The organism is Actinacidiphila sp. DG2A-62, assembly GCF_035825295.1.
Lineage (GTDB): Bacteria > Actinomycetota > Actinomycetes > Streptomycetales > Streptomycetaceae > Actinacidiphila.
The window spans coordinates 5,668,699-5,692,552 of the sequence record NZ_JAYMGI010000002.1; the positions used below are offsets into that span (position 1 = coordinate 5,668,699).

General features: G+C 74.4%; 16 protein-coding genes and 3 pseudogenes. 15 read left to right on the plus strand and 4 right to left on the minus strand.

Features of this window, described 5'->3' with window-relative positions:
• Nucleotides 1–79: 79 nt before the first annotated feature.
• From VSR01_RS25510 to VSR01_RS25530, 5 genes and pseudogenes are all read left to right on the plus strand, one after another.
• Nucleotides 80–463, plus strand: a pseudogene (locus tag VSR01_RS25510) (carboxylesterase family protein); the annotation flags it as partial.
• Nucleotides 464–584: 121 nt separating this feature from the next.
• Nucleotides 585–968: pseudogene (locus VSR01_RS25515) on the plus strand (carboxylesterase family protein); the annotation flags it as partial.
• Between the two features lie 130 nt (nt 969–1,098).
• Nucleotides 1,099–1,653 (plus strand): carboxylesterase family protein, encoded by a 555-nt coding sequence (locus VSR01_RS25520; protein WP_326453807.1) that lies wholly within the window; start codon nt 1,099–1,101, stop codon nt 1,651–1,653.
• 163 nt (nt 1,654–1,816) lie between these two features.
• The gene (locus tag VSR01_RS25525) at nt 1,817–3,847 is read left to right on the plus strand and encodes a thioredoxin domain-containing protein (protein WP_442785538.1); all 2,031 of its coding nucleotides are present in this window, start codon (nt 1,817–1,819) and stop codon (nt 3,845–3,847) included.
• Between the two features lie 111 nt (nt 3,848–3,958).
• Nucleotides 3,959–5,650: an N-acyl-D-amino-acid deacylase family protein gene (locus tag VSR01_RS25530; RefSeq protein WP_326451456.1), complete on the plus strand. Its 1,692-nt coding sequence runs from the start codon at nt 3,959–3,961 to the stop codon at nt 5,648–5,650.
• Here the strand turns inward: VSR01_RS25530 and VSR01_RS25535 are convergent.
• Complete coding sequence (locus tag VSR01_RS25535) at nt 5,571–8,507, minus strand: P-loop NTPase fold protein (RefSeq protein ID WP_326451457.1); 2,937 nt, start codon at nt 8,505–8,507, stop codon at nt 5,571–5,573. The two genes, VSR01_RS25530 and VSR01_RS25535, sit on opposite strands and share 80 nt — an antisense overlap.
• Nucleotides 8,508–8,597: 90 nt before the next feature.
• Here VSR01_RS25535 and VSR01_RS25540 point away from each other — a divergent pair, with 90 nt between their 5' ends.
• On the plus strand, nt 8,598–9,809 hold the full coding sequence (locus tag VSR01_RS25540) for a pyridoxal phosphate-dependent aminotransferase (protein ID WP_326451458.1): 1,212 nt from the start codon (nt 8,598–8,600) through the stop codon (nt 9,807–9,809).
• 43 nt (nt 9,810–9,852) lie between these two features.
• Here the strand turns inward: VSR01_RS25540 and VSR01_RS25545 are convergent, their stop codons facing one another.
• Entirely contained in the window at nt 9,853–11,700 is a 1,848-nt protein-coding gene (locus VSR01_RS25545; RefSeq protein ID WP_326451459.1) for a phosphoenolpyruvate carboxykinase (GTP), read from the minus strand.
• Nucleotides 11,701–11,938: 238 nt separating this feature from the next.
• On the opposite strand from VSR01_RS25545, the gene trhA reads away from it, so the two are divergent.
• On the plus strand, nt 11,939–12,637 hold the full coding sequence (trhA, locus tag VSR01_RS25550) for a PAQR family membrane homeostasis protein TrhA (protein ID WP_326451460.1): 699 nt from the start codon (nt 11,939–11,941) through the stop codon (nt 12,635–12,637).
• 51 nt (nt 12,638–12,688) lie between these two features.
• Here trhA and VSR01_RS25555 read toward each other — a convergent pair whose 3' ends face one another.
• On the minus strand, nt 12,689–13,981 hold the full coding sequence (locus VSR01_RS25555) for an amino acid deaminase (RefSeq protein ID WP_326451461.1): 1,293 nt from the start codon (nt 13,979–13,981) through the stop codon (nt 12,689–12,691).
• Between the two features lie 294 nt (nt 13,982–14,275).
• Here VSR01_RS25555 and VSR01_RS25560 point away from each other — a divergent pair, with 294 nt between their 5' ends.
• From VSR01_RS25560 to VSR01_RS25570, 3 genes are read left to right on the plus strand one after another with little or no spacing between them, the layout of a single operon-like run.
• Complete coding sequence (locus tag VSR01_RS25560) at nt 14,276–15,388, plus strand: sugar kinase (protein ID WP_326453809.1); 1,113 nt, start codon at nt 14,276–14,278, stop codon at nt 15,386–15,388.
• On the plus strand, nt 15,385–16,272 hold the full coding sequence (locus VSR01_RS25565; RefSeq protein ID WP_326451462.1) for an IclR family transcriptional regulator: 888 nt from the start codon (nt 15,385–15,387) through the stop codon (nt 16,270–16,272). The genes VSR01_RS25560 and VSR01_RS25565 overlap by 4 nt, the downstream gene beginning before the upstream one ends.
• A 35-nt stretch (nt 16,273–16,307) precedes the next feature.
• Nucleotides 16,308–16,712, plus strand: coding sequence for a RidA family protein (locus VSR01_RS25570; protein ID WP_326453810.1), 405 nt, complete (start codon nt 16,308–16,310; stop codon nt 16,710–16,712).
• A gap of 196 nt (nt 16,713–16,908) precedes the next feature.
• Here the strand turns inward: VSR01_RS25570 and VSR01_RS25575 are convergent.
• A pseudogene (locus tag VSR01_RS25575) lies at nt 16,909–18,380 on the minus strand (glycosyl hydrolase family 18 protein).
• Between the two features lie 349 nt (nt 18,381–18,729).
• On the opposite strand from VSR01_RS25575, the gene VSR01_RS25580 reads away from it, so the two are divergent.
• The 5 genes from VSR01_RS25580 (at nt 18,730) to VSR01_RS25600 (ending at nt 23,801) form a co-directional block, all read left to right on the plus strand.
• Nucleotides 18,730–19,578 carry a hypothetical protein gene (locus tag VSR01_RS25580; protein WP_326451463.1) on the plus strand — a complete coding sequence of 283 codons (849 nt, stop codon included), beginning with the start codon at nt 18,730–18,732 and terminating at the stop codon, nt 19,576–19,578.
• A gap of 12 nt (nt 19,579–19,590) precedes the next feature.
• On the plus strand, nt 19,591–20,313 hold the full coding sequence (cpaB, locus tag VSR01_RS25585) for a Flp pilus assembly protein CpaB (protein WP_326451464.1): 723 nt from the start codon (nt 19,591–19,593) through the stop codon (nt 20,311–20,313).
• Between the two features lie 58 nt (nt 20,314–20,371).
• Entirely contained in the window at nt 20,372–21,949 is a 1,578-nt protein-coding gene (locus VSR01_RS25590) for an AAA family ATPase (RefSeq protein ID WP_326451465.1), read from the plus strand.
• A gap of 200 nt (nt 21,950–22,149) precedes the next feature.
• A complete protein-coding gene (locus tag VSR01_RS25595) occupies nt 22,150–22,470 on the plus strand; it encodes a TadE/TadG family type IV pilus assembly protein (RefSeq protein ID WP_431056119.1) in 321 nt (106 codons plus the stop codon).
• Nucleotides 22,467–23,801 carry a CpaF family protein gene (locus VSR01_RS25600; protein ID WP_326451467.1) on the plus strand — a complete coding sequence of 445 codons (1,335 nt, stop codon included), beginning with the start codon at nt 22,467–22,469 and terminating at the stop codon, nt 23,799–23,801. Before VSR01_RS25595 ends, VSR01_RS25600 begins: the two co-directional genes overlap by 4 nt.
• Nucleotides 23,802–23,854 lie beyond the last annotated feature (53 nt).

A 23,854-nucleotide genomic window follows, 5' to 3' on the forward strand; every position in this document is an offset into this window, starting at 1 on the left:
GCCCTCCGCACCCCGTCGCAGGCCACCGGCCGCGGCGCGGCGCCCGCGCGCCCTGCTCGCCGCCCTGCTGTGCGGCGCCATGCTCAGCGGCGCGGCCGGCTGCACGCGGGCGGCCCACCACGCCGAAGCCGGCCGGGACGCCGCCGCCCCGGTGGTCAGGACGGACACCGGCCTGGTCGAGGGCCGCCTCGGCTCGGACACCCGGCTGTTCCAGGGCATCCCCTATGCCGCCCCGCCGGTCGGGAAGCTGCGCTGGGCGTCGCCCCGGCCGGCCGCGTCCTGGTCGGGTGTGCGGAAGGCGACCGCGCCCGGCCACCGGTGCGCACAGGCGGCCGGGCTCATCGACCAGGAGAGCGCCAGCGAGGACTGCCTCTATCTGAACGTCACCACGCCCGCGCACGTCGGCGCCCGCGGTCTGCCGGTGATGGTGTGGATCCACGGCAACGGCTTCATCAACGGCGCCGGAAGCCTCTACGACGCACAGCGCCTGGCCGCCCTGGGCAGGGTGGTCGTGGTCAGCTTCAAACTACCGGCTCGGCGTCCTCGGATTCCTCGGCCACCCCGCGCTCGACCACGGGCCTGCCGCCCACCTGTCGGGCAACTTCGGACTGGAGGACCAGCAGGCCGCCCTGCGGTGGGTGAAGCGCAACGCGGCGGCCTTCGGCGGCGACCCCGCGAACGTCACGCTGTTCGGCGAGTCGGCCGGCGGCACCAGCGTCTGCGCGCATCTCGTGGCGCCGGGCTCGGCCGGCCTGTTCCACAAGGCCATCCTGCAGAGCGCCCAGTGCACCGGGCGCGCATGGTCGCCGGGGCCGCCGACCTGGTTCCCGCTGCCGCGCGCCGAACGCGAGCGGCACGGGCTCGACGTGGCGGCCGAGGTCGGCTGCTCCGACGCGAGGACGGCAGCGGCCTGCCTGCGCGCCGTACCCGTGAAAGACCTCCTCAAGTGGTCCGACTACGGGCTCGGGTCAGGGCCGGCGGTCGGCGGCGGCGTCCTGCCCGTCAGCCCCGAACAGGCCTTCGCCACCGGCCGCTTCCACCGGGGTCCCGGTCATCCAGGGAACCACCCGCGACGAACACCGCCTGTTCACCGCCGCCATCGAGGCCGCCACCGGCCGGACCACGACCGACGCCTCCTACCGGCAGCAGGTCCGGACCCTCTTCTCCCCGGCCGACGCCGCCCGCGTCCTGGCCCGCTACCCCGCCGACCGCTTCCGCTCCCCAGGCGAGGCGCTGTCCGCCGTCGTCACCGACTGGGCCTGGGGATGCACGGTCCTCGATCGGGACCGGGCCCTGGACCGGTACGTGCCGACCTACGCATACGAGTTCGACGACGACGCGGCCCCCTGGTTCAGCACCCTGAAGAAGCCCGACTTCCCCACCGGGGCGTTCCACGGCAGCGAGCTGCAGTACCTCTTCGCCGACGGGCAGCTCCCCGGCCCGGCCACGCCCGCCCAACACCGGCTCGCGGACACGATGATCCGCTACTGGGCCCGGTTCGCCGCCACCGGCGACCCGAACGGCCCCGGCGCCGCCCCCTGGCCGCGGTTCGGCGCCGGCCGCCACGTCACCTCGCTGCGACCGGACAGGACCGAACCGGCCGATCTCGACCGCGAGCACCGGTGCGGCTTCTGGCGGACCGTCGGCGGTTGACCCGTCGCGGCGCCGGCGCCCGCCGGGCCCGAACCCGCTGATCGCCCGCCCGGCGGCGACGGCGCTGCGGGACACCGGACACGCCGACGGCATCCCGTCGATGACCAGCGCTTACCGGACAGCCTTGGGGGCGGCCGCGCCTCGTCGTGGGATGATGCCGGGCATGAACCGACTGGCCGGGTCCCGGTCGCCGTATTTGTTGCAGCATGCCGGGAATCCGGTGGACTGGTGGCCCTGGGAGGAGGGCGCCTTCGAGCGGGCGCGTGAGCGCGGGGTGCCGGTGCTGCTGAGCGTCGGCTACAGCAGCTGCCACTGGTGCCACGTGATGGCCCACGAGTCGTTCGAGGACGAGGCCACCGCGGCGTACCTCAACGAGCACTTCGTCTCGGTGAAGGTCGACCGCGAGGAGCGGCCGGACGTCGACGCGGTGTACATGGAGGCGGTGCAGGCCGCGACCGGGCAGGGCGGCTGGCCGATGACCGTCTTCCTCACCCCGGACGGCGAGCCGTTCTACTTCGGCACCTACTTCCCGCCCGCCGCGCGCGGCGGCATGCCCGGCTTCCGCGACGTGCTGGAGGGCGTCGTCGCGGCCTGGCGGGACCGCCGCGAGGAGGTCGCCGAGGTCGCCTCGAAGATCGTCCGCGATCTGACCGAGCGGGCCGGCGCCTACACCGTCTCGCACGTGCCCGGCGAGGCCGAGATGTCCGCCGCGCTGCTCGGGCTGACCCGCGAGTACGACGCGCGGCGCGGCGGCTTCGGCGGCGCGCCGAAGTTCCCGCCGAGCATGGCGCTGGAGTTCCTGCTGCGCCACCACGCCCGCACCGGCGCCGAGGGCGCGCTGCAGATGGCCCGCGACACCTGCGAGGCGATGGCCCGCGGCGGCATCTACGACCAGCTCGCCGGCGGTTTCGCCCGGTACAGCACGGACCGCTCCTGGACCGTGCCGCACTTCGAGAAGATGCTCTACGACAACGCGCTGCTGCTGCGCGTCTACGCCCACCTGTGGCGGGCCACCGGCTCCGACCTCGCGCGCCGCGTCGCGCTGGAGACCGCCGACTTCATGATCGGCGAACTCGGCACGCCCGAGGGCGCGTTCGCCTCCGCGCTGGACGCCGACAGCGACGACGGCAGCGGCCGGGCCGCCGAAGGCGCGTACTACGTCTGGACCCCCGAGCAACTGCGCGCCGAACTCGGCGACGACGACGGGGAGTTCGCGGCCGGCTACTTCGGTGTCACCGAGGAGGGCACCTTCGAGGAGGGCGCCTCGGTCCTCCAACTCCCGCAGGGCAACGGCATGGTGGACGCCGACCGGGTGGCCTCGGTGCGCGAGCGGCTGCTCGCCGCCCGCGCCCGCCGGCCCCGCCCCGGCCGCGACGACAAGGTGGTCGCCGCCTGGAACGGCCTGGCCATCGCCGCGCTCGCCGAGACCGGCGCGTACTTCGACCGGCCCGACCTGGTGCAGGCCGCGGTCGACGCGGCCGACCTGCTGGTCCGGGTCCACCTCGACGACCGCGGCCGGCTGATGCGCACCTCGCGCGACGGCGAGACCGGCGGCCACGACGGTGTGCTGGAGGACTACGCGGACGTCGCCGAGGGCTTCCTCGCGCTCGCCTCGGTCACCGGCGAGGGCGTCTGGCTCGACTTCGCCGGGCTGCTGCTGGACTCCGTGCTGCGGCACTTCACCGGCGACGACGGCACGCTGTACGACACCGCGGACGACGCCGAGCGGCTGATCCGGCGGCCCCAGGACCCGACCGACAACGCGACGCCCTCCGGCTGGACCGCGGCGGCCGGCGCGCTGCTCTCCTACGCCGCGCACACCGGCTCCGGCACCCACCGGGACGCCGCCGAACGGGCGCTCGGCGTGGTCGGCGCGCTCGCGCCGCGGGCGCCGCGGTTCATCGGGTGGGGGCTCGCGGTCGCCGAGGCGGCGCTCGACGGGCCGCGCGAGGTCGCCGTCGTCGGCGGGATCGGCGATCCGCTCACCGCGGAGCTGCACCGGGTCGCGCTGCTCGGGGCGGCGCCGGGCGCGGTGGTCGCGCTCGGCGAGGCGGGCACCGCGGAGTTCCCCCTGCTGCGCGATCGTCCCGCGCGCGGGGGGCGGGCCACGGCCTACGTGTGCCGGCACTTCGTCTGCGACGCCCCCACGTCCGACCCGCGCGTCCTCGCCGCCCAGCTCACCCGTCCCAGCTGACGCGGGGCGTCGCGCCCCTGACGGCGGGTGACCGGTGCCGGCCGACCGGCGACCGGCGCCGGGCCGACCGGCGTCCGGCGCCGTGCCGGCCGGTGGGAGAGGATGGAGCGCATGGACCTGGTGCTGCGCGGCGCGCGCGTGATCGACGGCACGGGCGGGCGCTCGTACACCGCGGACGTCGGCGTGGCGATCGGCCCGGACGGCGCCGGCCGCATCGCCGAGATCCGCCGGGAGCCCGGGGGAGCGGGCGGCGGCACGGGCACGGGTTCGGGCACACGCCCAGGCGCGGCCGGCACGGGCGGCGGCACCCGCGGCGGCGCGGGGACGCGGCGGCTCGGCGGGCGCCGGGTGGTCGACGCCGACGGTCTCGCCCTCGCGCCCGGCTTCATCGACATGCACGCGCACAGCGACCTCGCGCTGCTGCGCGACCCCGGCCACGAGGCCAAGGCCGCGCAGGGCGTCACGCTGGAGGTGCTCGGTCAGGACGGCCTGTCCTACGCGCCCGTCGACGACACCGTGCTGGCCGCGCTGCGCACCCAGCTCGCCGGCTGGAACGGCGACGGCGGCGTGGACTTCGACTGGCGCACCGTCGGCGGCTACCTCGACCGGCTGGACCGCGGCGTCGCCGTCAACGCCGCCTACCTCGTGCCCCAGGGCACCGTCCGCGCCCTCGCGATGGGCTTCGACGACCGGCCGCCGACGCCCGCCGAACTGGAGCGGATGCGCCGACTCGTCGCCCAGGGACTGGCGGAGGGCGCGGTCGGCCTGTCCTCCGGACTCACCTACACGCCCGGGATGTACGCCACCGACGCCGAACTCGCCGCGCTGCTGCGGGTGGTGGCCGACCACGGCGGCTACTACTGCCCGCACCACCGCAGTTACGGCAAGGGCGCCCTCGACGCCTACACGCAGATGCTGGCGCTCGCCGAACGCACCGGCTGCGCCCTGCACCTGGCGCACGCCACGATGAACTTCGACGTCAACAAGGGCCGCGCGGCAGACCTGTTGGCGCTGCTGGACGCGGCGATCGCGCGCGGCGCGGACGTCACCCTCGACAGCTACCCGTACACCGCGGGATGCACCACCCTCGCGGCGCTGCTGCCCAGTTGGGCCGCGTCCGGCGGACCCGAGGCGACCCTGCGGCGGCTGCGCGACGACGCCACCGCGGAGCGCATCCGGCACGCGCTGGAGGTCGAGGGCTCCGACGGCAGCCACGGCGTGCCGATGGACTGGAGCACCATCGAGGTCTCCGGTGTGGGCGACCCGGCCGACCCCGCGCTCGCCGGGTACGTCGGCCGCCGGCTGGACGGCTGGGCGTCCGCCCGCGCGCTGCTGCTCGCCGACCGGCTGGGCACCACGATCCTCCAGCACGTCGGCGACGAGGCCAACGTCGCCGCGATCATGCGGCACCCCGCGCACACCGCGGGCTCGGACGGCATCCTGCACGGCGCCAAGCCGCACCCGCGGGCGTACGGCACCTTCCCCGAGTACCTCGGCCGCTACAGCCGGGAGTCGGGGGTGCTCGGCCTGGAGGAGTGCGTCGCGCACCTGACCGGGCGGCCCGCGGCCCGGTTGCGGCTGCCCGACCGCGGCCTGGTCCGCGAGGGCTACCGGGCCGACCTGGTGCTCTTCGACCCGGCCGAGGTCGCCTCCCGCGCCACCTACGACCGGCCGCGCGCCCTGCCGGCCGGCATCCCGTACGTGCTGGTCGACGGCCGCTTCGTCATGGACGGGGGCCGCCGGACGGCGGAGCTGCCGGGCCGCTCGGTCCGCCGTACTCCGTGGCCGGCCCCGGCGGGCTGACCGCCCGGCCGCCGGAGGGCTCCTCCCCGCCCGGGTACGGGGACGGCGCGCCCGAGGGGGACGGCGCGCCCGGGTACGGGGACGGCGCGCCCGAGGGGGGCGGGGGTGCGCCCGAGGGGGTCCGCGCGGTCACGGCCAGGTCGTACGCCGCCTCCGCCAGGGCGTCGACGTCGCCGACGAGGACGCCGCCCACGCGGTCGGCCAGTCGCTGCGCCGAGGGCGTGACCCGCGGGCTGTAGAGCACCAGGCTCGGCGGCGCGGCGCCGAACGCGGCGCCGCGCTCCAGGCGTTCGACGGTGTAGCGGTCCATCGCCGCCAGCAGGCACACCGCCACGGCCCGGCCGTCCGCCTCCACCCTCAGCGGGAACGGCTCCACGCCGCGCACCGTGAGCCCGAGCCGCCGCAACTGCTCGGACAGCCGCGCGACGACCGGCGGTTCGAAGCCGATCAGGTCCACCGGAAGCGCCGAGCCCTCCGCGACCGGCACGACCTGGCGGCGCTGCTGCGCCTGCTGCTTCTGCGCAGGCTGGTACCAGGCCGGCGCCGGCCCCGCCTGCTCCGCCTCCTCCACCTCGGCCGCGCCCTCCTCCAACGCCGGCGCGACCGGCGACGCCGGCCCCGCCTCGCGCGCCCGGCCCGCGCCGCCCTCCGGCACCGGCTCGCCCGGATAGGGCGACGGGTCGAACGACGACCGGTACGGCGTCCCGTACGGCGGCGTGGGCGTCCGCGGGTCCGGCGCCGGGTACGCGGGCGGCAGCCGCGGGGACTGCGGGGAGTGCCCGAACGACTGCGGCGCCCCGGCCTGAGCCGCCGGGGCGTTCCCGTACGGGCTGTCCGGCGCGCGGCCCGTCCACGGCGGCGGCAGCGGTTGCTCCGGCCCAGACGTTCCCGACGCCCCGGCCGGCGCCCGCCCCCGCGGACGCGGGGGTCCGGTCCGGCCCGCTCGTGTCGCTGCCCGTGTACCAGGCGGGCGGCGCGTCATCGATCTCGAACGTGCCGGTGACGTCGACGTCGACGTCGACACCGTCGCCGTCCCCTCGCCCCGCCTCGTCCGCGTCGCGGTCGGCGTCCCCCGCGTCCGCCTCCGCGGGCTCCGCCGCTTCTGCGGGCTCCGCGGGCTCCGCGTCCTCCCTCTCCTCCGCGGCGGGTTCCAGCGGCCCGGGGGAGGGGCCGGCCCCTGTGGGTACGGCTGCGGGTACGGCACCCCCTGCTGCTCGTACGGCGACCCGGCCCCGTACGGCGACCCGGCGACGGATGGCGACCCGGCGACGGATGGCGACCCGGCCCCGTACGGCGACCCGGCCCCGTACGGCGCCGCCCCCTGGCCGTACGGCACCCCCTGGCCGTACGGCGGCTGCGGGTCGACGCCCGGGTAGAGGTAGGCCGGGACGCTGCGGCCGGTGGGGATCGGGGCGTGGTCGATGCCCTCGCGCAGGCGGCGCAGCACGAGCCGGGACTCGGGCAGCGCCGCCAGCTCGTCGACCAGCGACACGAACGCCGGGTCGGCGGCCAGCCCGGGGAAGTCCGTGGGCAGCTGCTGCTCCAGCATGAGCAGGGTCTGCGTCCGCTGGTCCGGCGCGGACAGCGGGAAGGCCGGCGCCCCCAGCCCGTACCCGCCGAGGAAGCGGGACACGTCGGTGGCGGCCTGCGGGCTCCACGGCCCGGTGTGCAGCAGGTGGCGGCGCACCGCGCGGTAGGTGCGGAACTCCTCGACCACGTCGGCGGCCGCGCCGAACGCCCCGTCGCCGCCGGCCCCGCCGGGACCCGCGGGCGTGGTCATCATCCGGTAGAAGTCGGGGTAGAGGTACTGCAGCAGCAGCGTGCGGATGACCGCCTCGGGCTGCACCCCGGACCAGATCGGGTTCAGCGACGCCTCCAGCAGCAGCCCGTTGACCAGGCGCTTGACCCGGCGCGGGTTGCGGGCCGCGCGGTAGGCGAGCAGTTCCACCAGGCGGTCGTCGAGCATCGCGGCGATGCCGGCCCGCTCGGCGCACGCGCGCACGTACGCGTGGATGTCCCGGCCGCTGGGCACCGGGATGCGGTAGCTGGTCTGGAAGATCTTCTCGGCGAACGCGGCGCCGGTGGGGGAGAGGTCGCGCAGCAGCCCGCCGGGGCCGACCGCCGCGCGGTCGATGCCGATCACGAACGCGAGCCCCGGCACGTCCAGGTAGACCTTCACCGCCTCGCACACCGCGAGGAAGGTGTCCTCGCCGCACCGGTCCAGGTCGTCGATGAAGACCACCAGCAGCCGGCTGCGGTCGCCGCGCACCGACTGCGTCCACTCGCCGACCAGGGCGCGCAGCGCGTCGCGCATGGCGTTGCGGGAGCCGACGTCCGCGGACAGCCGGCGCCACACCTCGTCCACCATCCCCGACACCCCGAGCGGCCCCGCGACCAGCACGGTCACCGCCCGCAGCAGGGCGGTCGCCGCGCCGCCGTCGCGCAGCCGCCGCACCCAGCGCCGCAGCACGTTGCGGTCGACCTGGGAGAGCACGGACTTGATCAGCCCCTCCAGGGCGTCCGGCCCGGTGGAGGACCAGGCGTTGTACCAGACGGTGCTGATCTCGGGGAACTCCCGCAGCCGGGCGTCGACCAGCCGCATCAGGCTGCTCTTGCCCATGCCCCATCCGGCGTCGACGGCGAGGGTGAAGGGCGTGGCGGCCCGGGAGTCGGTGAGCAGCCGGGTCAGCGCGCCGGCCGCCCGGTAGGCGCTGAGCAGGTCCTGCTCGCGGTCGGCCAGCGGCTCGTCGTTGAGCAGCGACAGGCTCCGTCGCGGCGGCGCGCCCGGCGCCGAGGGCGGCCCGGACGGCCCGCCGTACGGGTCCGGCGCGGGCGGACGGGGGGCGGAGAAGACCACGGCAGCAGTCTCCCGCACCCCGGGCCCGCGCAGTCCCGCGTGGCGGAAAACACCGCGCGAGGCGTGAAACCTGCCCGTAAGGTGACCGGCATGCAGGTCATCCAGTCAACGAAACTCGCGAACGTCTGCTACGAGATCCGCGGTCCGGTGCTTGAGGAGGCCATGCGGCTGGAGGCGGCCGGCCACAGCGTGCTGAAGCTGAACACCGGGAACCCGGCGATATTCGGCTTCGAGTGCCCGCCGGAGATCCTCGAGGACATGCTGCGCTCGCTGAAGGACGCGCACGGCTACGGCGACGCCAAGGGCCTGCTCTCCGCCCGCCGCGCGGTGGTGCAGCACTACCAGACCAAGGGCGTGCCGCTCGGCGTCGAGGACGTCTACCTGGGCAACGGCGTCTCGGAGCTGATCCAGATGTCGATGCAGGCGCTGCTCGACGACGGCGACGAGGTGCTGGTCCCGGCGCCCGACTACCCGCTGTGGACCGCCTCGGTCTCGCTGGCCGGCGGCACCGCGGTGCACTACCGCTGCGACGAGCAGTCGGACTGGATGCCCGACCTGGACGACATCGAGCGCAAGGTCACCGACCGCACCAAGGCGCTGGTGATCATCAACCCGAACAACCCGACCGGCGCGGTCTACGACGACGAGATGCTGCGGGGCCTGGCCGACATCGCCCGCCGGCACCGGCTGATCGTGTGCTCGGACGAGATCTACGACAAGATCCTCTACGACGACGCGACGCACACCCCGACCGCGGCGATCGCCCCCGACCTGCTGACGCTGACCTTCAACGGCCTGTCGAAGGCCTACCGGGTGGCCGGTTACCGCAGCGGCTGGATGGCGGTGGCCGGGCCCAAGGCGCACGCGGCCAGCTACATCGAGGGCCTGACCATCCTGGCGAACATGCGGCTGTGCGCGAACATGCCGGCGCAGCACGCCATCGCCACCGCGCTGGGCGGCTACCAGTCGATCAACTCCCTGGTGCTGCCGGGCGGCCGGCTGCTCGCGCAGCGCGACGCCACGTACCGCGCGCTGCTGGACATCCCCGGGGTGACGTGCGTGAAGCCGCGCGGCGCGTTGTACGCCTTCCCCCGGCTGGACCCGCAGGTCTACAAGATCAAGGACGACCGGCAGATGGTCCTGGACCTGCTGCGGGCCGAGAAGATCATGATCGTGCACGGCACCGGCTTCAACTGGACCGAGCCGGACCACTTCCGCATCGTCACGCTGCCGCGCGCGGAGGACCTCGCGGACGCGGTCGGCCGCATCGGACGCTTCCTGGACGGCTACAGCCAGCACTGAACGCCCGCGCGGCGCGGGAGGCCGCGCCGCGCGAGCGGAGTCCTCAGCCCAGGCGTTCGACCAGGGCGCGGTACTCCGACCACAGCTCGGGCGGGGTGTGGTCGCCGAAGGTCTCCAGGTGGGCCGGGATCAGCGCGGCCTCCTCGCGCCAGACCTCGGGGTCGACGCCGAGCAGCAGCTGGAGGTCGGCGCGGGACAGCCCGAGGCCGTCGGTGTCCAGCGCGCCGGGCGCGGGCACGATGCCGATCGGCGTCTTGACGCCCTCCGCCTCGCCGTTCAGGCGCTCCACGATCCACTTCAGCACCCGGCTGTTCTCGCCGAAGCCGGGCCACACGAAGCGGCCGTCGGCGTCCTTGCGGAACCAGTTGACGTAGTAGATCTTCGGCAGCTTCGCCGGGTCGTGCCGCTTGCCCAGGCCGATCCAGTGGCCGAAGTAGTCGCCCATGTTGTAGCCGCAGAACGGCAGCATGGCGAACGGGTCGCGGCGCAGCTCGCCGACCCTGCCCTCGGCGGCGGCGGTCTTCTCGCTGGCCACGTTGGCGCCGAGGAAGACGCCGTGCTGCCAGTCGAAGGACTCGGTGACCAGCGGCACCGCGGAGGCGCGCCGGCCGCCGAACAGGATCGCCGAGATCGGCACACCGCGCGGGTCCTCCCACTCCGGCGCGATGGTCGGGCACTGCGCGGCCGGCACGGTGAAGCGCGCGTTGGGGTGCGCGGCGGGGGTGCCGGACTCCGGCGTCCAGTCGTCGCCCTTCCAGTCGGTCAGGTGCGCGGGCGGCTGCTCGGTCATGCCCTCCCACCACACGTCCCGGTCGTCGGTGAGCGCGACGTTGGTGAAGATCGCGTTGCCCCACAGGGTCTTCATGGCGTTGGCGTTGGTGTGCTCGCCGGTGCCGGGGGCGACGCCGAAGAAGCCGGCCTCGGGGTTGATCGCGTAGAGCCGGCCGTCCTCGCCGAACCGCATCCAGGCGATGTCGTCGCCGATGGTCTCCACGGTCCAGCCGGGCACCGTCGGCTCCAGCATGGCGAGGTTGGTCTTGCCGCAGGCCGAGGGGAAGGCGGCGGCGACGTACTTGCTCGGGCCGTCCGGCGGGGTCAGCTTGAGCACCAGCATGTGCTCGGCCAGCCAGCCCTCGTCGCGGGCCATCACCGAGGCGATGCGCAGCGCGTAGCACTTCTTGCCCAGCAGCGCGTTGCCGCCGTAGCCGGAGCCGTAGGACCAGATCTCCCGGGTCTCGGGGAAGTGCGAGATGTACTTGGTGGCGTTGCACGGCCACGGCACGTCCGCCTGCCCGGGCTCCAGCGGCGCGCCGACCGAGTGCACGGCCTTGACGAAGGAGCCGTCCGTGCCCAGCTCGTCCAGCACCGCGCGGCCCATCCGGGTCATGGTGCGCATCGACACCGCGACGTAGGCGGAGTCGGTGATCTCCACGCCGAGCGCCGACAGCGGAGAGCCCAGCGGGCCCATGCAGAACGGCACCACGTACATCGTCCTGCCCCGCATCGAGCTGCGGAACAGGCCGCCGGAGGGGGCGTCGAGGCGGCCGGCGGGGTCGCCGGTGAAGATCTCCCGCATCTGCGTCGGCGCCATCCAGTGGTTGGTCGGCCCGGCGTCCTCCTCCCGCTCGGAGCAGATGAAGGTCCGGTCCTCGACCCGCGCCACGTCGGTGGGGTCGGAGGCCGCGTAGTAGGAGTCGGGCCGCAGCGCCGGGTCGAGGCGGGTGAAGGTCCCGTTCTCGACCAGCAGCTCCGCCAGCCGGTGGTACTCCTGCTCCGAGCCGTCGCACCAGACGATCTCGTCGGGCTGGGTGAGGGCGGCGATGCCGCCGACCCAGTCGATCAGTTCCCGGTGTTCGGTGGGTGCCGTCTTGAGGGTGTCGCCGCGCGCCACGATCGCTCCGTCCCGCCGGGTCCGCACAGACCGGCGTGCACATTGAGGGTTGGTTCGGCCCCGTGGGGGCTGCGGCCCGGACGCGTTCGTGGAGTGCTCATCCGGTGCCGACCGCACTCATATGAGTGTGGGGGCCTTCAAATGATTCTGTCCAGGGCGCCCCGGGTGACCATCACCACTCGGGCGGCCCCGTTCCTACTTACAGGTAACTTACGGTGGCGTAGGTAAGATTGACGCCATGAGCGACGTGGAAGAGACTTCCGGGGTGTCTCCTGCAGAGAAGCTCGCCGATGTTCCCAAACTGGTAAAACCCAAGCTCAGAGGGTGGTTGCACGCCGGAATGTTCCCGGCCGTGCTGATCTCCGGCGTGACGCTGACGGCGTTCGCGCAGAGCCCCCGGGGCCGGATCGCCTGCGCGATCTTCACTCTCACGGCCTGCGCGCTGTTCGGCGTCAGCGCGCTCTACCACCGGGGCAACTGGGGTCCGCGCGGCTCAGGAATTTTGCGACGACTTGACCATGCGAACATCTTCCTGATCATCGCCGGCACCTACACGCCGCTGACCATCCTGCTGCTGCCCGGCGCCACCTCGGAGCTGCTGCTGTGGCTGGTGTGGGCCGGAGCACTGGCCGGCATCGCCTTCCGGGTCTTCTGGGTCGGCGCGCCGCGCTGGCTCTACACCCCCTGCTACATCGCCCTGGGCTGGGTCGCGATCTTCTTCCTGCCGGACTTCCTGCGCACCGGCGGCGTCGCCGTGATGGTCTGCGTGATCGTCGGCGGCGTCCTGTACAGCGCGGGCGCCGCCATCTACGGCTTCAAGAAGCCGAACCCGTCACCGCGCTGGTTCGGCTTCCACGAGGTCTTCCACTCCTTCACGCTGGCCGCGTTCATCGTCCATTACGTGGGCATCTCGCTGGTCGCCTACAGCCACGCGTAGGCGACCGGTCCGGCTGGACGCGGGTTCTTCTGGCGTACGGACATCCGTACGTCAGAAGAACGTCCGCACGTACGCGCCGACCGCGCCGTCCTCGCCGACCACCGGGATCAGCGGCCACTTCTCGAACGTCGTGCACGGGTGGGACAGCGCCAGCGCCACCCAGTCGCCGACCTCCAGCGGCTCGTCCGGCGGCAGCGACAGCCAGGCGTGCTGGTCCGACAGCTTGACCACCGCCACCTCCTCGGCCGGGGCGCGCACCGAGCCGTCCCGCGCCGAGCGCACCGCCACCGGGCGCGGCAGTCCCAGGTCGTAGGGCGTGTCCCGCTTGCCCGCGTTGAGGAACGCCTGCCCGGGCTCCGGCCGCGACACCACCTGCGCCCACAGCCGGAAGGCCGGCTCCAGCGCGCCCTCGGACGGCACCCGGTTGAACGGCGTCACCCGCTGGTAGTGGTCGTCGTCGTGCGAGATGTACGCCCCCGAGCGCAGCAGCTTCAGCACCGGACGGGACAGCCGCGGCAGCTCCGCGAAGACCTCGGCGACCGCGTCGAACCACGCCGAGCCGCCCGCGCTGACCACCACCGCCTCCGCCTCGGCGAACCGCCCGGCCGCGTCCAGCTCCTCGGCCAGCGCCACCAGCCGCCGCAGGTAGGCCAGCACCGGCTCCGGGTCGGCCGGGTCCGCGCCCGGCACCTCCGCCTCGTAACCGGCTACGCCCACCAGCCGCAGCGTGCCGGCACGGCCCACCGCCTCGGCGACCTCCGCGCACGCCGCCGCGTCCCGCGCCCCGGTGCGCGCGCCCGGGCCCGCGCCCAGCTCGACCACCACGTCAAGACGCCGCCGGGCGCCCGCGTCGCGCAGCGCCGCGTCCATCAGCTCCACGCCGCGCACCGAGTCGACGTAGACGATCAGCTCGAAGGCCGGGTCGGCGTCCAGCAGCTCGCCGAACCGGCGCAGCGCCGCGGCGTCGACCACCTCGTTGGCCATGAACACCCGCGGGACGCCGAACGCGTGCGCGACCCGCACCTGGTGGGGCACCGCGACGGTGATGCCCCACGCGCCCCGGGCGAGCTGGTCGGCGAACAGCCGCGGCGCCATCGAGGTCTTGCCGTGCGGCGCGAAGGCCAGGCCGTGCGCGGCGGTGTAGCGCTCCAGCACGTCGAGGTTGTGGTTGAGGGCGGCGGCGGACAGCGTCAGCAGCGGCGTGGTGAAGCCGCCGGCGAACAGGTCGCGGCGCTGCGCCGTCAGCTCGTCGACGGTCAGCCCGTCGGCGTCCGGCGGCAGCCCCTTGAAGCGGTGGTCCACCACCTCCCGGCCCAGTTCGGCCACCCGCGCGTCGATCCCCATCACGCCTCCCGCCTGCACCGTTGCGCACTGTGCAACGGTCATTGCGTATGCTGATGCGAGCTGTCTAACATCCGGCGGGGCGCGTGGTCAACGGCGGTCGGCCGGCGGGGGCCTGACGGTCCGGCGGCGGTCGGCTCCGTGGGTCCGGCGCTACGACGAGCTGCGGCGGGCGTCCGGCGCGGTCGAGGCCGTGGGTCCGGCGCGCGCGGGGCCGGGCGCTGGGAGGGCTGGACGGAAGCGGAGCGGAAGGGGCGGGGCGTGCGGCTGGTGGACGTGGTGGCGCTCGGCGAGTCCATGGTCGCGTTCGCGCCCTCGGCGCCCGGTCCGCTGGCCGCGGTGCCCTCCTTCCACCGCGGCATCGGCGGCGCGGAGTCCAACGTCGCCTGCATGCTCGCCCGCGCCGGCCACACCGCCCGGTGGATCAGCCGGGTCGGCGCGGACGGCTTCGGCGACCACCTGCTGGCCGAGATCGCCGCGGCGGGCGTCGACGTCACCGCCGTGCAGCGCGACCCGCGCCGGCCCACCGGCGTGTACTTCCGCACCGCGGGCGACCGCACGGCCGGCGACCGCGCCGCAGGCGATCGCACCGCAGGCGACCGCGCGGCCGCCGACCGCGCCTCCGGCGACCGCAGCGCCGGCGCCCGCGCGGCGGCGCTCCCGGCCGGCGTGTCCCACGGCCTCGAAGCACCTCATGGGCCCGCCGCCCGCGGCGGCGCCGTCGCGCCCGACCCGCGGCCGGAGGTCGCGTACTACCGCAAGGGCTCCGCCGCCTCGGCGCTCTCGCCGGCGCTGGTGCGCCGGGACGTCGCGTGGTCGGGGCGGGTGCTGCACCTGACCGGCATCACCGCCGCGCTCTCCGCGGGCTGCCGGGCGCTGATGACCCGGTTGACCCACCGCGAGCCCGGCCGCCCGCTGGTCTCCTTCGACGTCAACCACCGCCCGGCGCTGTGGCGGGACGCCGACCCCCGGGTGCTGGCGGACCTCGCGCGCGGCTGCGACCTGGTGTTCGTCGGCGAGGACGAGGCACAGGCCGCGTGGGGGCTGCCGGACGCCGACGCGGTGCGCGCGGCGCTGCCCGAGCCCGCGGTGCTGGTGGTCAAGCGCGGCGCGGCCGGCGCGGTCGCCTTCACGCCCGAGGGCCGCGTCGAGCAGGCCGCGCCCCGGGTCGAGGTGGCGGCCCACGTCGGCGCCGGCGACGCCTTCGCGGCCGGCTTCCTGTCCGCGACGCTGCGCGGTCTGCCGCCGGCGCTGCGGCTGCGGCACGGCTGCCTGTTCGCCGCCGCCGCGCTGACCGTCCACGCCGACCACGCCGCTCCGCCGCCGCGCCCCCGGCTGGACGCGCTGGCCGCGCTGGACGACGCGGACTGGTCCGCGCTGCGGCTCGCCCCGGGCTGGGCGGAGTCATGAGCCAGACGCTGGACCGGGCGCTGCGCATCCTGCCGCTGCTGGCCGAGGGGCCGGCCGGGCTGGAACAGGTCGCCACCCGCCTGGGGGTGCACAAGTCCACCGCGCTGCGGCTGCTGCGCACCCTCCACGAGCACGGCCTGGTCTACCGCCAGCAGGACCAGCGCTACCGGCTGGGCGCGCGGCTGTTCGGCCTCGCCCAGCAGGCCGTCGAGTCGCTCGACGTCCGCGGGATCGCCCACCCGCACCTGCTGGCGCTGAACGAACGCACCGGCCACACCGTCCATCTGGCGGTGTACGAGCAGGGCGACGTGGTCTACATCGACAAGGTGGAGAGCCGCTACCCCGTCCGCATGTACTCCCGGATCGGCCGCCCGGTGGCCATCACCGTCGCCGCCGTGGCCAAGGTGCTGCTCGCCGACCTGCCGGAGCCGGAGCGCCGCGCGGTCGCCGAGCGCCTGGAGTACCCGCGCTACACCTCCCGGTCGACCCCGGACGCCGCGGCGTTTCTCGCCGAGCTGGCCCGGGTACGCGAGCAGGGCTGGGCCGCCGACCTCGGCGGCCACGAGGAGTCCATCAACTGCGTGGGCGCGCCCCTGCGCGGCCCCGACGGCCGGGTCTGCGCGGCGCTGTCCGTCTCGGCGCCCGCCGTCGTGGTGTCCGCCGCGGAGCTGCTCCGGCTGCGCCCGCTGGTGCTGCGCGCGGCGGAGGCGGCCGGAGCCGAACTGTCCGGCCGCACGCCCATTCCCGTACCCGTACCAGGGCCGGCGTCCGATACCCGTCCAGGCCCCGATCCAGACGCCGTCACCGAACCCGACACCGCTCCCAGCCCCGACACCGATCCCGATCCCGATCCCGTCACCGAATCCGAGGAACCGCCCGCATGAGCGACCTGCCCGAGTACAACCCGAGCCAGCTCCCCCTGCTGCCGAAGACCGCGGTCACGCCGGACACGCACACCGTGCCGCCGGCGACGTTCTCGCACGGCGTCCGCAAGGGCAACATCCTCCAGGTGGCCGGGCAGGTCGGCTTCCTGCCGGCCGAGGACGGCAAGCCGCCGACGCCCGCCGGGCCGACGCTGCGCGAGCAGACGCTGCAGGCGCTGGCGAACGTCGCGGCGGTGCTGGAGGCCGGCGGCGGCAGCTGGGAGGACGCGGTGATGATCCGCGTCTACCTCACCGACACCGGCCACTTCGCCGAGTTCAACGCGATCTGGAACGACTACTTCGCCGACCTGCGCGAGGCGCCCGCGGCCAGGACCACGGTGTACGTCGGCCTGCCGGCCGGTCTGCTGGTGGAGATCGACGCGCTGGCCGTCCTGGGCTGAGGCGCGGAGCGGGCGACCAGGCCCGGCACACGCGATCGGCCCCGGCACACGCGGCCTGACCAGGTCCGCGCGCCCGGCACACGCGGCCTGACCAGGTCGGCGCGCCCGGACACGTGGTCCGGGCCCGGGCAGGGGAGAGCGTCCCCCTGCCCGGGCCCGGTGGTCGGTGCTCCGCGGACCGCGGATCAGCCGGAGGTCACGACATCGCGTGGACGTGCGGGCCGACGGCGTTGGACCAGGTGTTGCCCGCCGACGCGTCCCAGTTGGTCGACCAGGTCATCGCGCCGCCGATGCCCGGCCAGGTGGTGCTGGGGTGCCAGCTGCCGCAGCCGGTGCCCTTGGCCAGGCAGTCCAGCGCGTTGTTCACGACGCTCGGGCTGACGTAGCCGGAGGAGGCGGCGCTGGTGGACGCCGGGGTGCCGACGCCGACCTGCGAGGGCGACAGGCCCGCCTGGATCGCGGTGCAGGCCAGCGTGGTGATGAAGTCCACCGAGCCCTGGCTGTACACGCCGCCGTCGCAGCCGTTCATCGAACCGCTGTTGTAGTACTGCGTGTTGACGATCGTCAGGATGTCCTTGATCTTCAGCGCGGTGGCCAGGTAGTCGCTGCCCGCGCTCAGCATGTCGATCGTCTGCGGCGCCATCGTGATGATCAGCCCGAGCCGGCCTTGGCGCTCAGCGCGCGCAGCGCCTGCGGCATGTAGGTGGAGTCGATGCCGTTCTCCAGGTCGATGTCGACCCCGTCGAACCCGTAGGTCTGCATCAGCGAGTACACGCTGTTGGCGAAGTTGGTGGCCGCGGTCGAGTCGCGCACCGAGATCGTGCCGTTCTGGCCGCCGACCGAGATGACCACCTTCTTGCCGGCCGCCTTCTTGGCCGCGATGTCCGCCTTGAACTGCGCCACGCTGTAGTTCAGCGACGGGTCGAGGGTGAAGGACACCGCGCCGGGCGTCGTCGTCGCGTCGGCGAAGGCCACCGCGATGATGTCGTACTGGTTCTGCACCTGCGCGATGGTCTGCACGGTGGCGCCGTTGTTGAAGTTCTGCCAGTAGCCGGTGACGATGTGCTTCGGCAGCCCGGTGGCCGGCGGGTTCGTCGGGGGCGTGGTCGGCGGCGTCGTGGGCGGGGTCGTGGGCGGTGTGGTCGGCGGCGTCGTGGGCGGCGTGGTGCCGCTGCCGCCGGGGCCGCTCAGCGTCACGTCGTCGGCGTAGTACGCGGGCTGGGCGTACCAGCCGTGCGTGTAGAGGGTCACCGAGGTGGTGTTCGCGCCGGTGGTGAAGGTGACGCTGAGCTGGCTGTAGGAGGAGGCGTTGGGCGTCCAGGTGGACGGGTCGGTGCCGCCGGTGCCGGTCGCGCCGAGGTAGACGTAGGAACCCTGCACGTAAGCGCTCAGCGTGTACTGCGAGTTGGGCTGCACGCTGACGGTCTGGGTGCACTGGGCGTTGTCGCTGCTGCTCGGCGTCGCCTTCAGCGCGCTGCTGCCGGAGTGCACCGGGCTGGAGACGGTGGTGCCGGAGCCGGCCGAGCAGGTCCAGTTCGACAGCCCGGTCTCGAAGCCGGAGTTGGCCACCAGGTTGGTGGTCGCGGCGCCCGCGGAACCGGAGTTCACCAGGGCGACACCGCCTCCGATCACGGCCGCCGCGCTCAGCCCGGCGACGGTCCGGCGCATCACCGTCCTTCTGCGCCTGGTCTGGCGCGATTGATTCGCGCGCGATGCACGTTCCACGACTGCCTCCTGGGGGCAAGGAGTTGGGGGGTGGCGGGATGCGGATATGACATGAACACGAGAGGGGTCCGTAAGGAAGAAAGCTGGTCCAGACCAATCGGGTTGTCAAGACCTCTGGTGGACATCTGCCGGACACCCGCGCGCACCTGTCGTTCACGGATCGCGATCCGCGACTTTGCGCACCCAGATCGCTACACATCGATAAGCTGGCGCCCGCGAATCGCCAGGTCGCGCCGGGAAGGGACCCGGACCCGGCGGGAGCCGGGCGGGGAGGGGAAGGGGAGGTCCACCGATGCCCAGTGTCATCACGGTCACCGCGGACGACCTCGCGCTGCCCCTGGAGGACCAGGTGGTGCGGACCGCCGCCGCCCTGGACGCGCACGGCCACCTGGTGGCGCTCGCCGCCGACGACCCGGCCGAGCCGGCCCGCCGCCGCATGCACACCGTGCGCTCCGCGCTGGAGGCCGACCGGATCGCGATCGTCCCGCTGTCCCTGCCGCCGCTGGCCCGCACCCTGCTCGGCGAGCAGCTGCGCCAGCTGTCCGGCACCGACCTGGGCCCCGGCGTGCTGGCCGGCGCCGCCCGGCTGCTCGCCCACTACCTGCACTCCGGCGCGCTGCTCGGCTCGGTGGCCAAGCTCGACCGGGTGCCGGTGGGTCTGCGCACGCACGTGAAGTCCCTCGTGCCCGGACGGCACTTCGCGGTCCTGGCGCACCCCGAGCCGTACCTCGGCCCGGCCGAGGCCGACCAGGTGCCGCCGGGCCCCGGCTACCAGACGCAGCTCGCGGTGGCCGGCACCGCGCTCGACCCGGCCTGGATCACCGGCCCGCTGGCCGCCGCCTGGCGCACCGCGCACCTGCGCGAGGTGCCGCTGCCCGCCGACTCCGCGCGGTGGTGGGGGACGTCGCGGCTGGTCGAGTTCACCGCCTACATCGCCGACGTGGGCATGCTCTACCAACTCGTCACCTCGGTACGGCGCGACACCTGCACCTGGTGCGGGCTCGAAGTCATCGGCGACCAGTGCCTGTTCTGCGCCACCCGGCTGACCACGCGCAGCGCGCCCGCCAAGCACGCCGCCGCGCCGTCGCAGCGGGCGGTGGAGACCCCGCGCCGTCCCCAACTCGAACCCCACAAGCGATAGGTCCGCCCGCACATGAACTCACGTCAGCGCCGTGGTGTCGTCCTCCTGGTGGTCTCCGTGCTCTGCGCGGCGGCGGCCCTGGCCGGGGTGATCGCCGTCGTCTCCGACGCGCGCTCGCAGGTCGGACCGAAGGTCACCGCGTACGAACTCAGCGCGGACGTCCCCGCGTACACCGCGCTGACCGCCGGCAAGGTGCACCGGATATCGGTCCCCGAGCGCTGGCTGCCCGACACCGCGATCCGCGACACCGGCCAGTTCCAGGGCAAGATCGCCGCGGTGCCGCTGAAGAAGGGCTCGCTGCTGCAGTCCGACATGGTCGCCGCGCGGCCCGAACTCAAGCCGGGTCAGATGGAGATCGCCATCATGATCGACGCCGAGACCGGCGTGGCCGGCAAGATCACCCCCGGCGCCCGGGTCAACATCTTCGCCACCTTCGCCGGCAAGCGCGACAGCGACCCGGACGTCTCGAAGATCATCGTCTCCGGCGCCCAGGTCATCGACGTCGGCGAGATCAAGGCGTTCGACAAGAACCAGGACGCCCAGCGGCTGTCCGACCAGGGCGTCCCGATCACCTTCGCGCTCGACGCCGCCGACGCCCAACGCGTCGCCTACGCCGAGTCGTTCGCCCGGCACGTCAGGCTCGCGCTGGTCGCCCCCGGCGACACCGCGCCGCCGCCGAGCGGCGACCGCACGTACACCCTGGCGGGCGACACGGCCTCCGGGAGCGCGCGATGAGCCGCGGGACCGGAGCCGGCGCCGCTCGCCAGGACCGCACCGCAAGGGGGTGGAGAGCGTGACCGTACGCATCCTCGCCGGCACCGCCGACCCCGACACCGCGCGGGCGCTGACCGGACTGCTCGGCCAACTCCCCGGCGTGGAACCGGGAACCGCGCTGCCGGACTCCGCCGCGCTGCTCGACGCGCTGGCCGGCGCCGCCGAGACCGGCCTGGACGAACTGCCCGAAGTCGTCGTCGTGCACGACGGGATAGGCCCGATGCCGGCCCTGGACCTGGTCCGGGAGATCTCGCTGCGCTACCCCTCCACCGGCGTGGTGCTGCTCACCGCCGACGGCAGCCCGATGATGCTCGCCGCCGCGATGAACTCCGGCGCCCGCGGCGTCATCGGACTCCCGCTGTCCTACGACGAGTTGGGCGTCCGGGTGGAGGCCGCGGCGACCTGGGCGGCCGGCGTGCGGCGACACCTGGGCCCCGGCCGCGGCGGCGCCTCGGCGCTGCCCGCGACGGCCGGCGGCACGCTGATCGCGGTGGCCGGCGCCAAGGGCGGCGTCGGCGCCACCGTCACCGCCGTGCACCTCGCGCTCGCCGCGCACGCCTCGGGCCGCTCCACCGCACTGGTCGACCTGGACCTGCAGAGCGGCGACGTCGCCTCCTACCTGGACGTGCAGTTCCGCCGCTCGGTCGCCGACCTCGCCGACATCGCGGAGGTCTCCTCCCGGGTGCTCGGCGACGCGATGTACGTCCACGAGGCCGGCCCCGCGCTGCTGCTGGCCCCCGCGGACGGCGAACGCGGCGAGGAGGTCACCGACCGCACCGCCCGCCTGGTGCTGACCGCGCTCCGGCAGCGCTACGACGTGGTGGTGGTCGACTGCGGCACCCAGGTCACCAGCGCCAACGCGGTGGCCGTCGAGACCGCCGACACCGCGGTGCTGGTCACCACGCCCGACGTCATCGCGGTCCGCGCGGCCAAGCGGATGGTGCGGATGTGGGACCGGCTGCAGATCCGCAAGCCGCAGGACACCACGCTCGCGGTCAACCGGCACAGCCGGGCCGGCGAGATCCAGCCCTCGCTGATCGCCCGCATCACCGGCACGCGGATGGCCGCGGCGGCCGTGCCGGCCGCCTACCGCGAACTGCAGGCCGTCATCGACGCCGGCCAGCTCCAGGACCTCGACGCGCGCTCCACGGTACGGGCCGGCATCCACGCGCTGGCCGTCGAACTCGGCATCGTCCAGGGCGAGTCCGCGCCGGCGCCGCGCGGCAGGAAGCAGCGCCGCGCGGACCGCGACCGGGGCCAGGTCACCCTGGAGGCGCTCGGCATGACGCCGATCATCCTGATCACGCTCATCCTGGTCTGGCAGGCGGTGCTGGCCGGCTACACCTTCACCCTCGCGGGCAACGCCGCGGACAAGGCGGCCCGCGCCGCGGCGGTTGGCGCCGACGCGGGGGCCGCGGCCCGCAGCGACGTCCCCGGCGCCTGGGACATGACCGGCCCCACGGTCACCCGCACCGCCGACCACTCCGTCGACGTCACCCTCGGTCTCAGGGTCCCCGTCCTCTTCCCCGGAGGCATCGACTTCCCCTTCACCGCCCACGCCCACACCCGCACCCCCGACGAATCGACCCGCCCATGAGGCCCCCTCAGTCGGCAACGCCCCGCAAGGGGCACTCAGGGGCGCGGGGCCGTGCCGAATACGCGGCTGCCGCGGCGTGCGCGCGACCGGCCACGGCGGCGCAGCAGTCGGCGACGCCCGCGAGGGGGCAGGACCGCAGCCGCCGCCGTCACCTCGACCGGAGGTCGCAGCGCGGCGTCGCGTCGTTGGAGTACCTCGGCATGCTCCCCTTCCTCCTCCTGATCGCCCTCGCGGCGATCCAACTGGGCCTCGCCGCCTACTGCGCGGAACAGGCCCGCACCGCGGCCCGCACCGCCGCCCGTACCGCCTCCGAGCCGGACCCGCACGCCGACCCCGCCCAGGCCGGGCGGGACGCCGTCAGCGGATGGGTCGACCCCGCCATCACCCTCGGCAGCGGCGACGCCACCGCCTCCGTCAAGGCCACCGCCCGGGTCGACGTGCCCTCCGTCCTCCCGGGAATCTCGATCTTCGGACCGATCGAGCGCTCCGCCACGATGCCGAAGGAGGACACGACGCCGTGAGTCTCCGCGCCCGCCTCGCCACCGAGGAAGCGACCCCGCAGACCCAGGAAGGCCACCTGGTGGCCGTCTACCGGGCCAAGCTGCTCCAGGAGATCGACCTCGCGGAGATGTCCGCGCTGTCGCCCGCCGAGCGCCGCGCCCGCCTCGAACGCGTCCTCGGCCACATCATCAGCCGCGAGGGCCCGGTGCTGTCCACCGCCGAACGCGGCGCGCTGATCCGCCGGGTGGTCGACGAGGCGCTCGGCCTCGGCATCCTCGAACCCCTCCTCGAAGACCCGTCGATCACCGAGATCATGGTCAACGGCCCCGACCGGATCTACGTCGAACGCGGCGGCCGGGTCGAGCCGGTCGCCGCCCGCTTCTCCTCCGCGGAGCAGCTGCTGCAGACCATCGAGCGCATCGTCTCCACCGTCAACCGCCGCGTGGACGAGTCCAATCCGATGGTCGACGCCCGGCTGCCGTCCGGCGAGCGGGTCAACGTGATCATCCCGCCGCTGTCGCTGACCGGCCCCACGCTGACCATCCGCCGCTTCCCCCGCGCCTACACCCTCCAGGAGCTGATCGGACTCGGCACGCTGGACGAGCACATGCTGATGCTGCTCGCCTCGTTCGTCCGGGCCCGCTGCAACATCATCGTCAGCGGCGGCACCGGCTCGGGCAAGACCACCCTGCTCAACGCGCTGTCCGGGCTGATCCCCGACGGCGAGCGGATCATCACCGTCGAGGACGCCGCCGAACTCCAGCTCCAGCAGGAGCACGTGATCCGGCTGGAGTCCCGCCCGCCGAACGTCGAGGGCGAGGGCCGGATCACCATCCGCGACCTGGTCCGCAACTCGCTGCGGATGCGCCCCGACCGGATCATCGTCGGCGAGGTCCGCGGCGGCGAGACCCTCGACATGCTCCAGGCGATGTCCACCGGACACGACGGCTCGCTGGCCACCGTGCACGCCAACTCCGCGGAGGACGCGGTGCTCCGGCTGCAGACGCTCGCCTCGATGAGCGAGGTCAAGATCCCCTTCGAGGCGCTGCGCGACCAGATCAACTCCGCGGTGGACGTGATCGTCCAGCTGCACCGCCACATCGACGGCACCCGCAGGATCCAGGAGATCGCCGTGCTCTCCTCGCGCGGCCGCGACGTCTTCCGGCTCACCTCCGCGACCACCTTCCGCGCCGAGCCGCTCGGCGTCGACCGGATCGTCCGCGGCTGGTACGAGCACCGGCCGGTGCCCCGCGACATCGGCGAACGCCTCTACCTGGCCGGCGAGCACGTGCCCGCCGCGTTCGGCGTCGGCGCGAGCGAGCTGGAACTCGACAGCAGGGAGGCGAAGTGAGCGCGCCGCACGCCGCCTCGGCGCCACCGGCACACCAACTCGGCGGCATACTC

Coding starts and splice junctions, on each gene's coding strand:
- VSR01_RS25525 (WP_442785538.1), top strand. CDS start 1,817: ATGAACCGACTGGCCGGGTCCCGGTCGCCGTATTTGTTGCAGCATGCC.
- VSR01_RS25530 (WP_326451456.1), top strand. CDS start 3,959: ATGGACCTGGTGCTGCGCGGCGCGCGCGTGATCGACGGCACGGGCGGG.
- VSR01_RS25540 (WP_326451458.1), top strand. CDS start 8,598: ATGCAGGTCATCCAGTCAACGAAACTCGCGAACGTCTGCTACGAGATC.
- trhA (WP_326451460.1), top strand. CDS start 11,939: ATGAGCGACGTGGAAGAGACTTCCGGGGTGTCTCCTGCAGAGAAGCTC.
- VSR01_RS25555 (WP_326451461.1), bottom strand. CDS start 13,981: ATGGGGATCGACGCGCGGGTGGCCGAACTGGGCCGGGAGGTGGTGGAC.
- VSR01_RS25560 (WP_326453809.1), top strand. CDS start 14,276: ATGGTCGCGTTCGCGCCCTCGGCGCCCGGTCCGCTGGCCGCGGTGCCC.
- VSR01_RS25565 (WP_326451462.1), top strand. CDS start 15,385: ATGAGCCAGACGCTGGACCGGGCGCTGCGCATCCTGCCGCTGCTGGCC.
- VSR01_RS25580 (WP_326451463.1), top strand. CDS start 18,730: ATGCCCAGTGTCATCACGGTCACCGCGGACGACCTCGCGCTGCCCCTG.
- cpaB (WP_326451464.1), top strand. CDS start 19,591: ATGAACTCACGTCAGCGCCGTGGTGTCGTCCTCCTGGTGGTCTCCGTG.
- VSR01_RS25595 (WP_431056119.1), top strand. CDS start 22,150: ATGCTCCCCTTCCTCCTCCTGATCGCCCTCGCGGCGATCCAACTGGGC.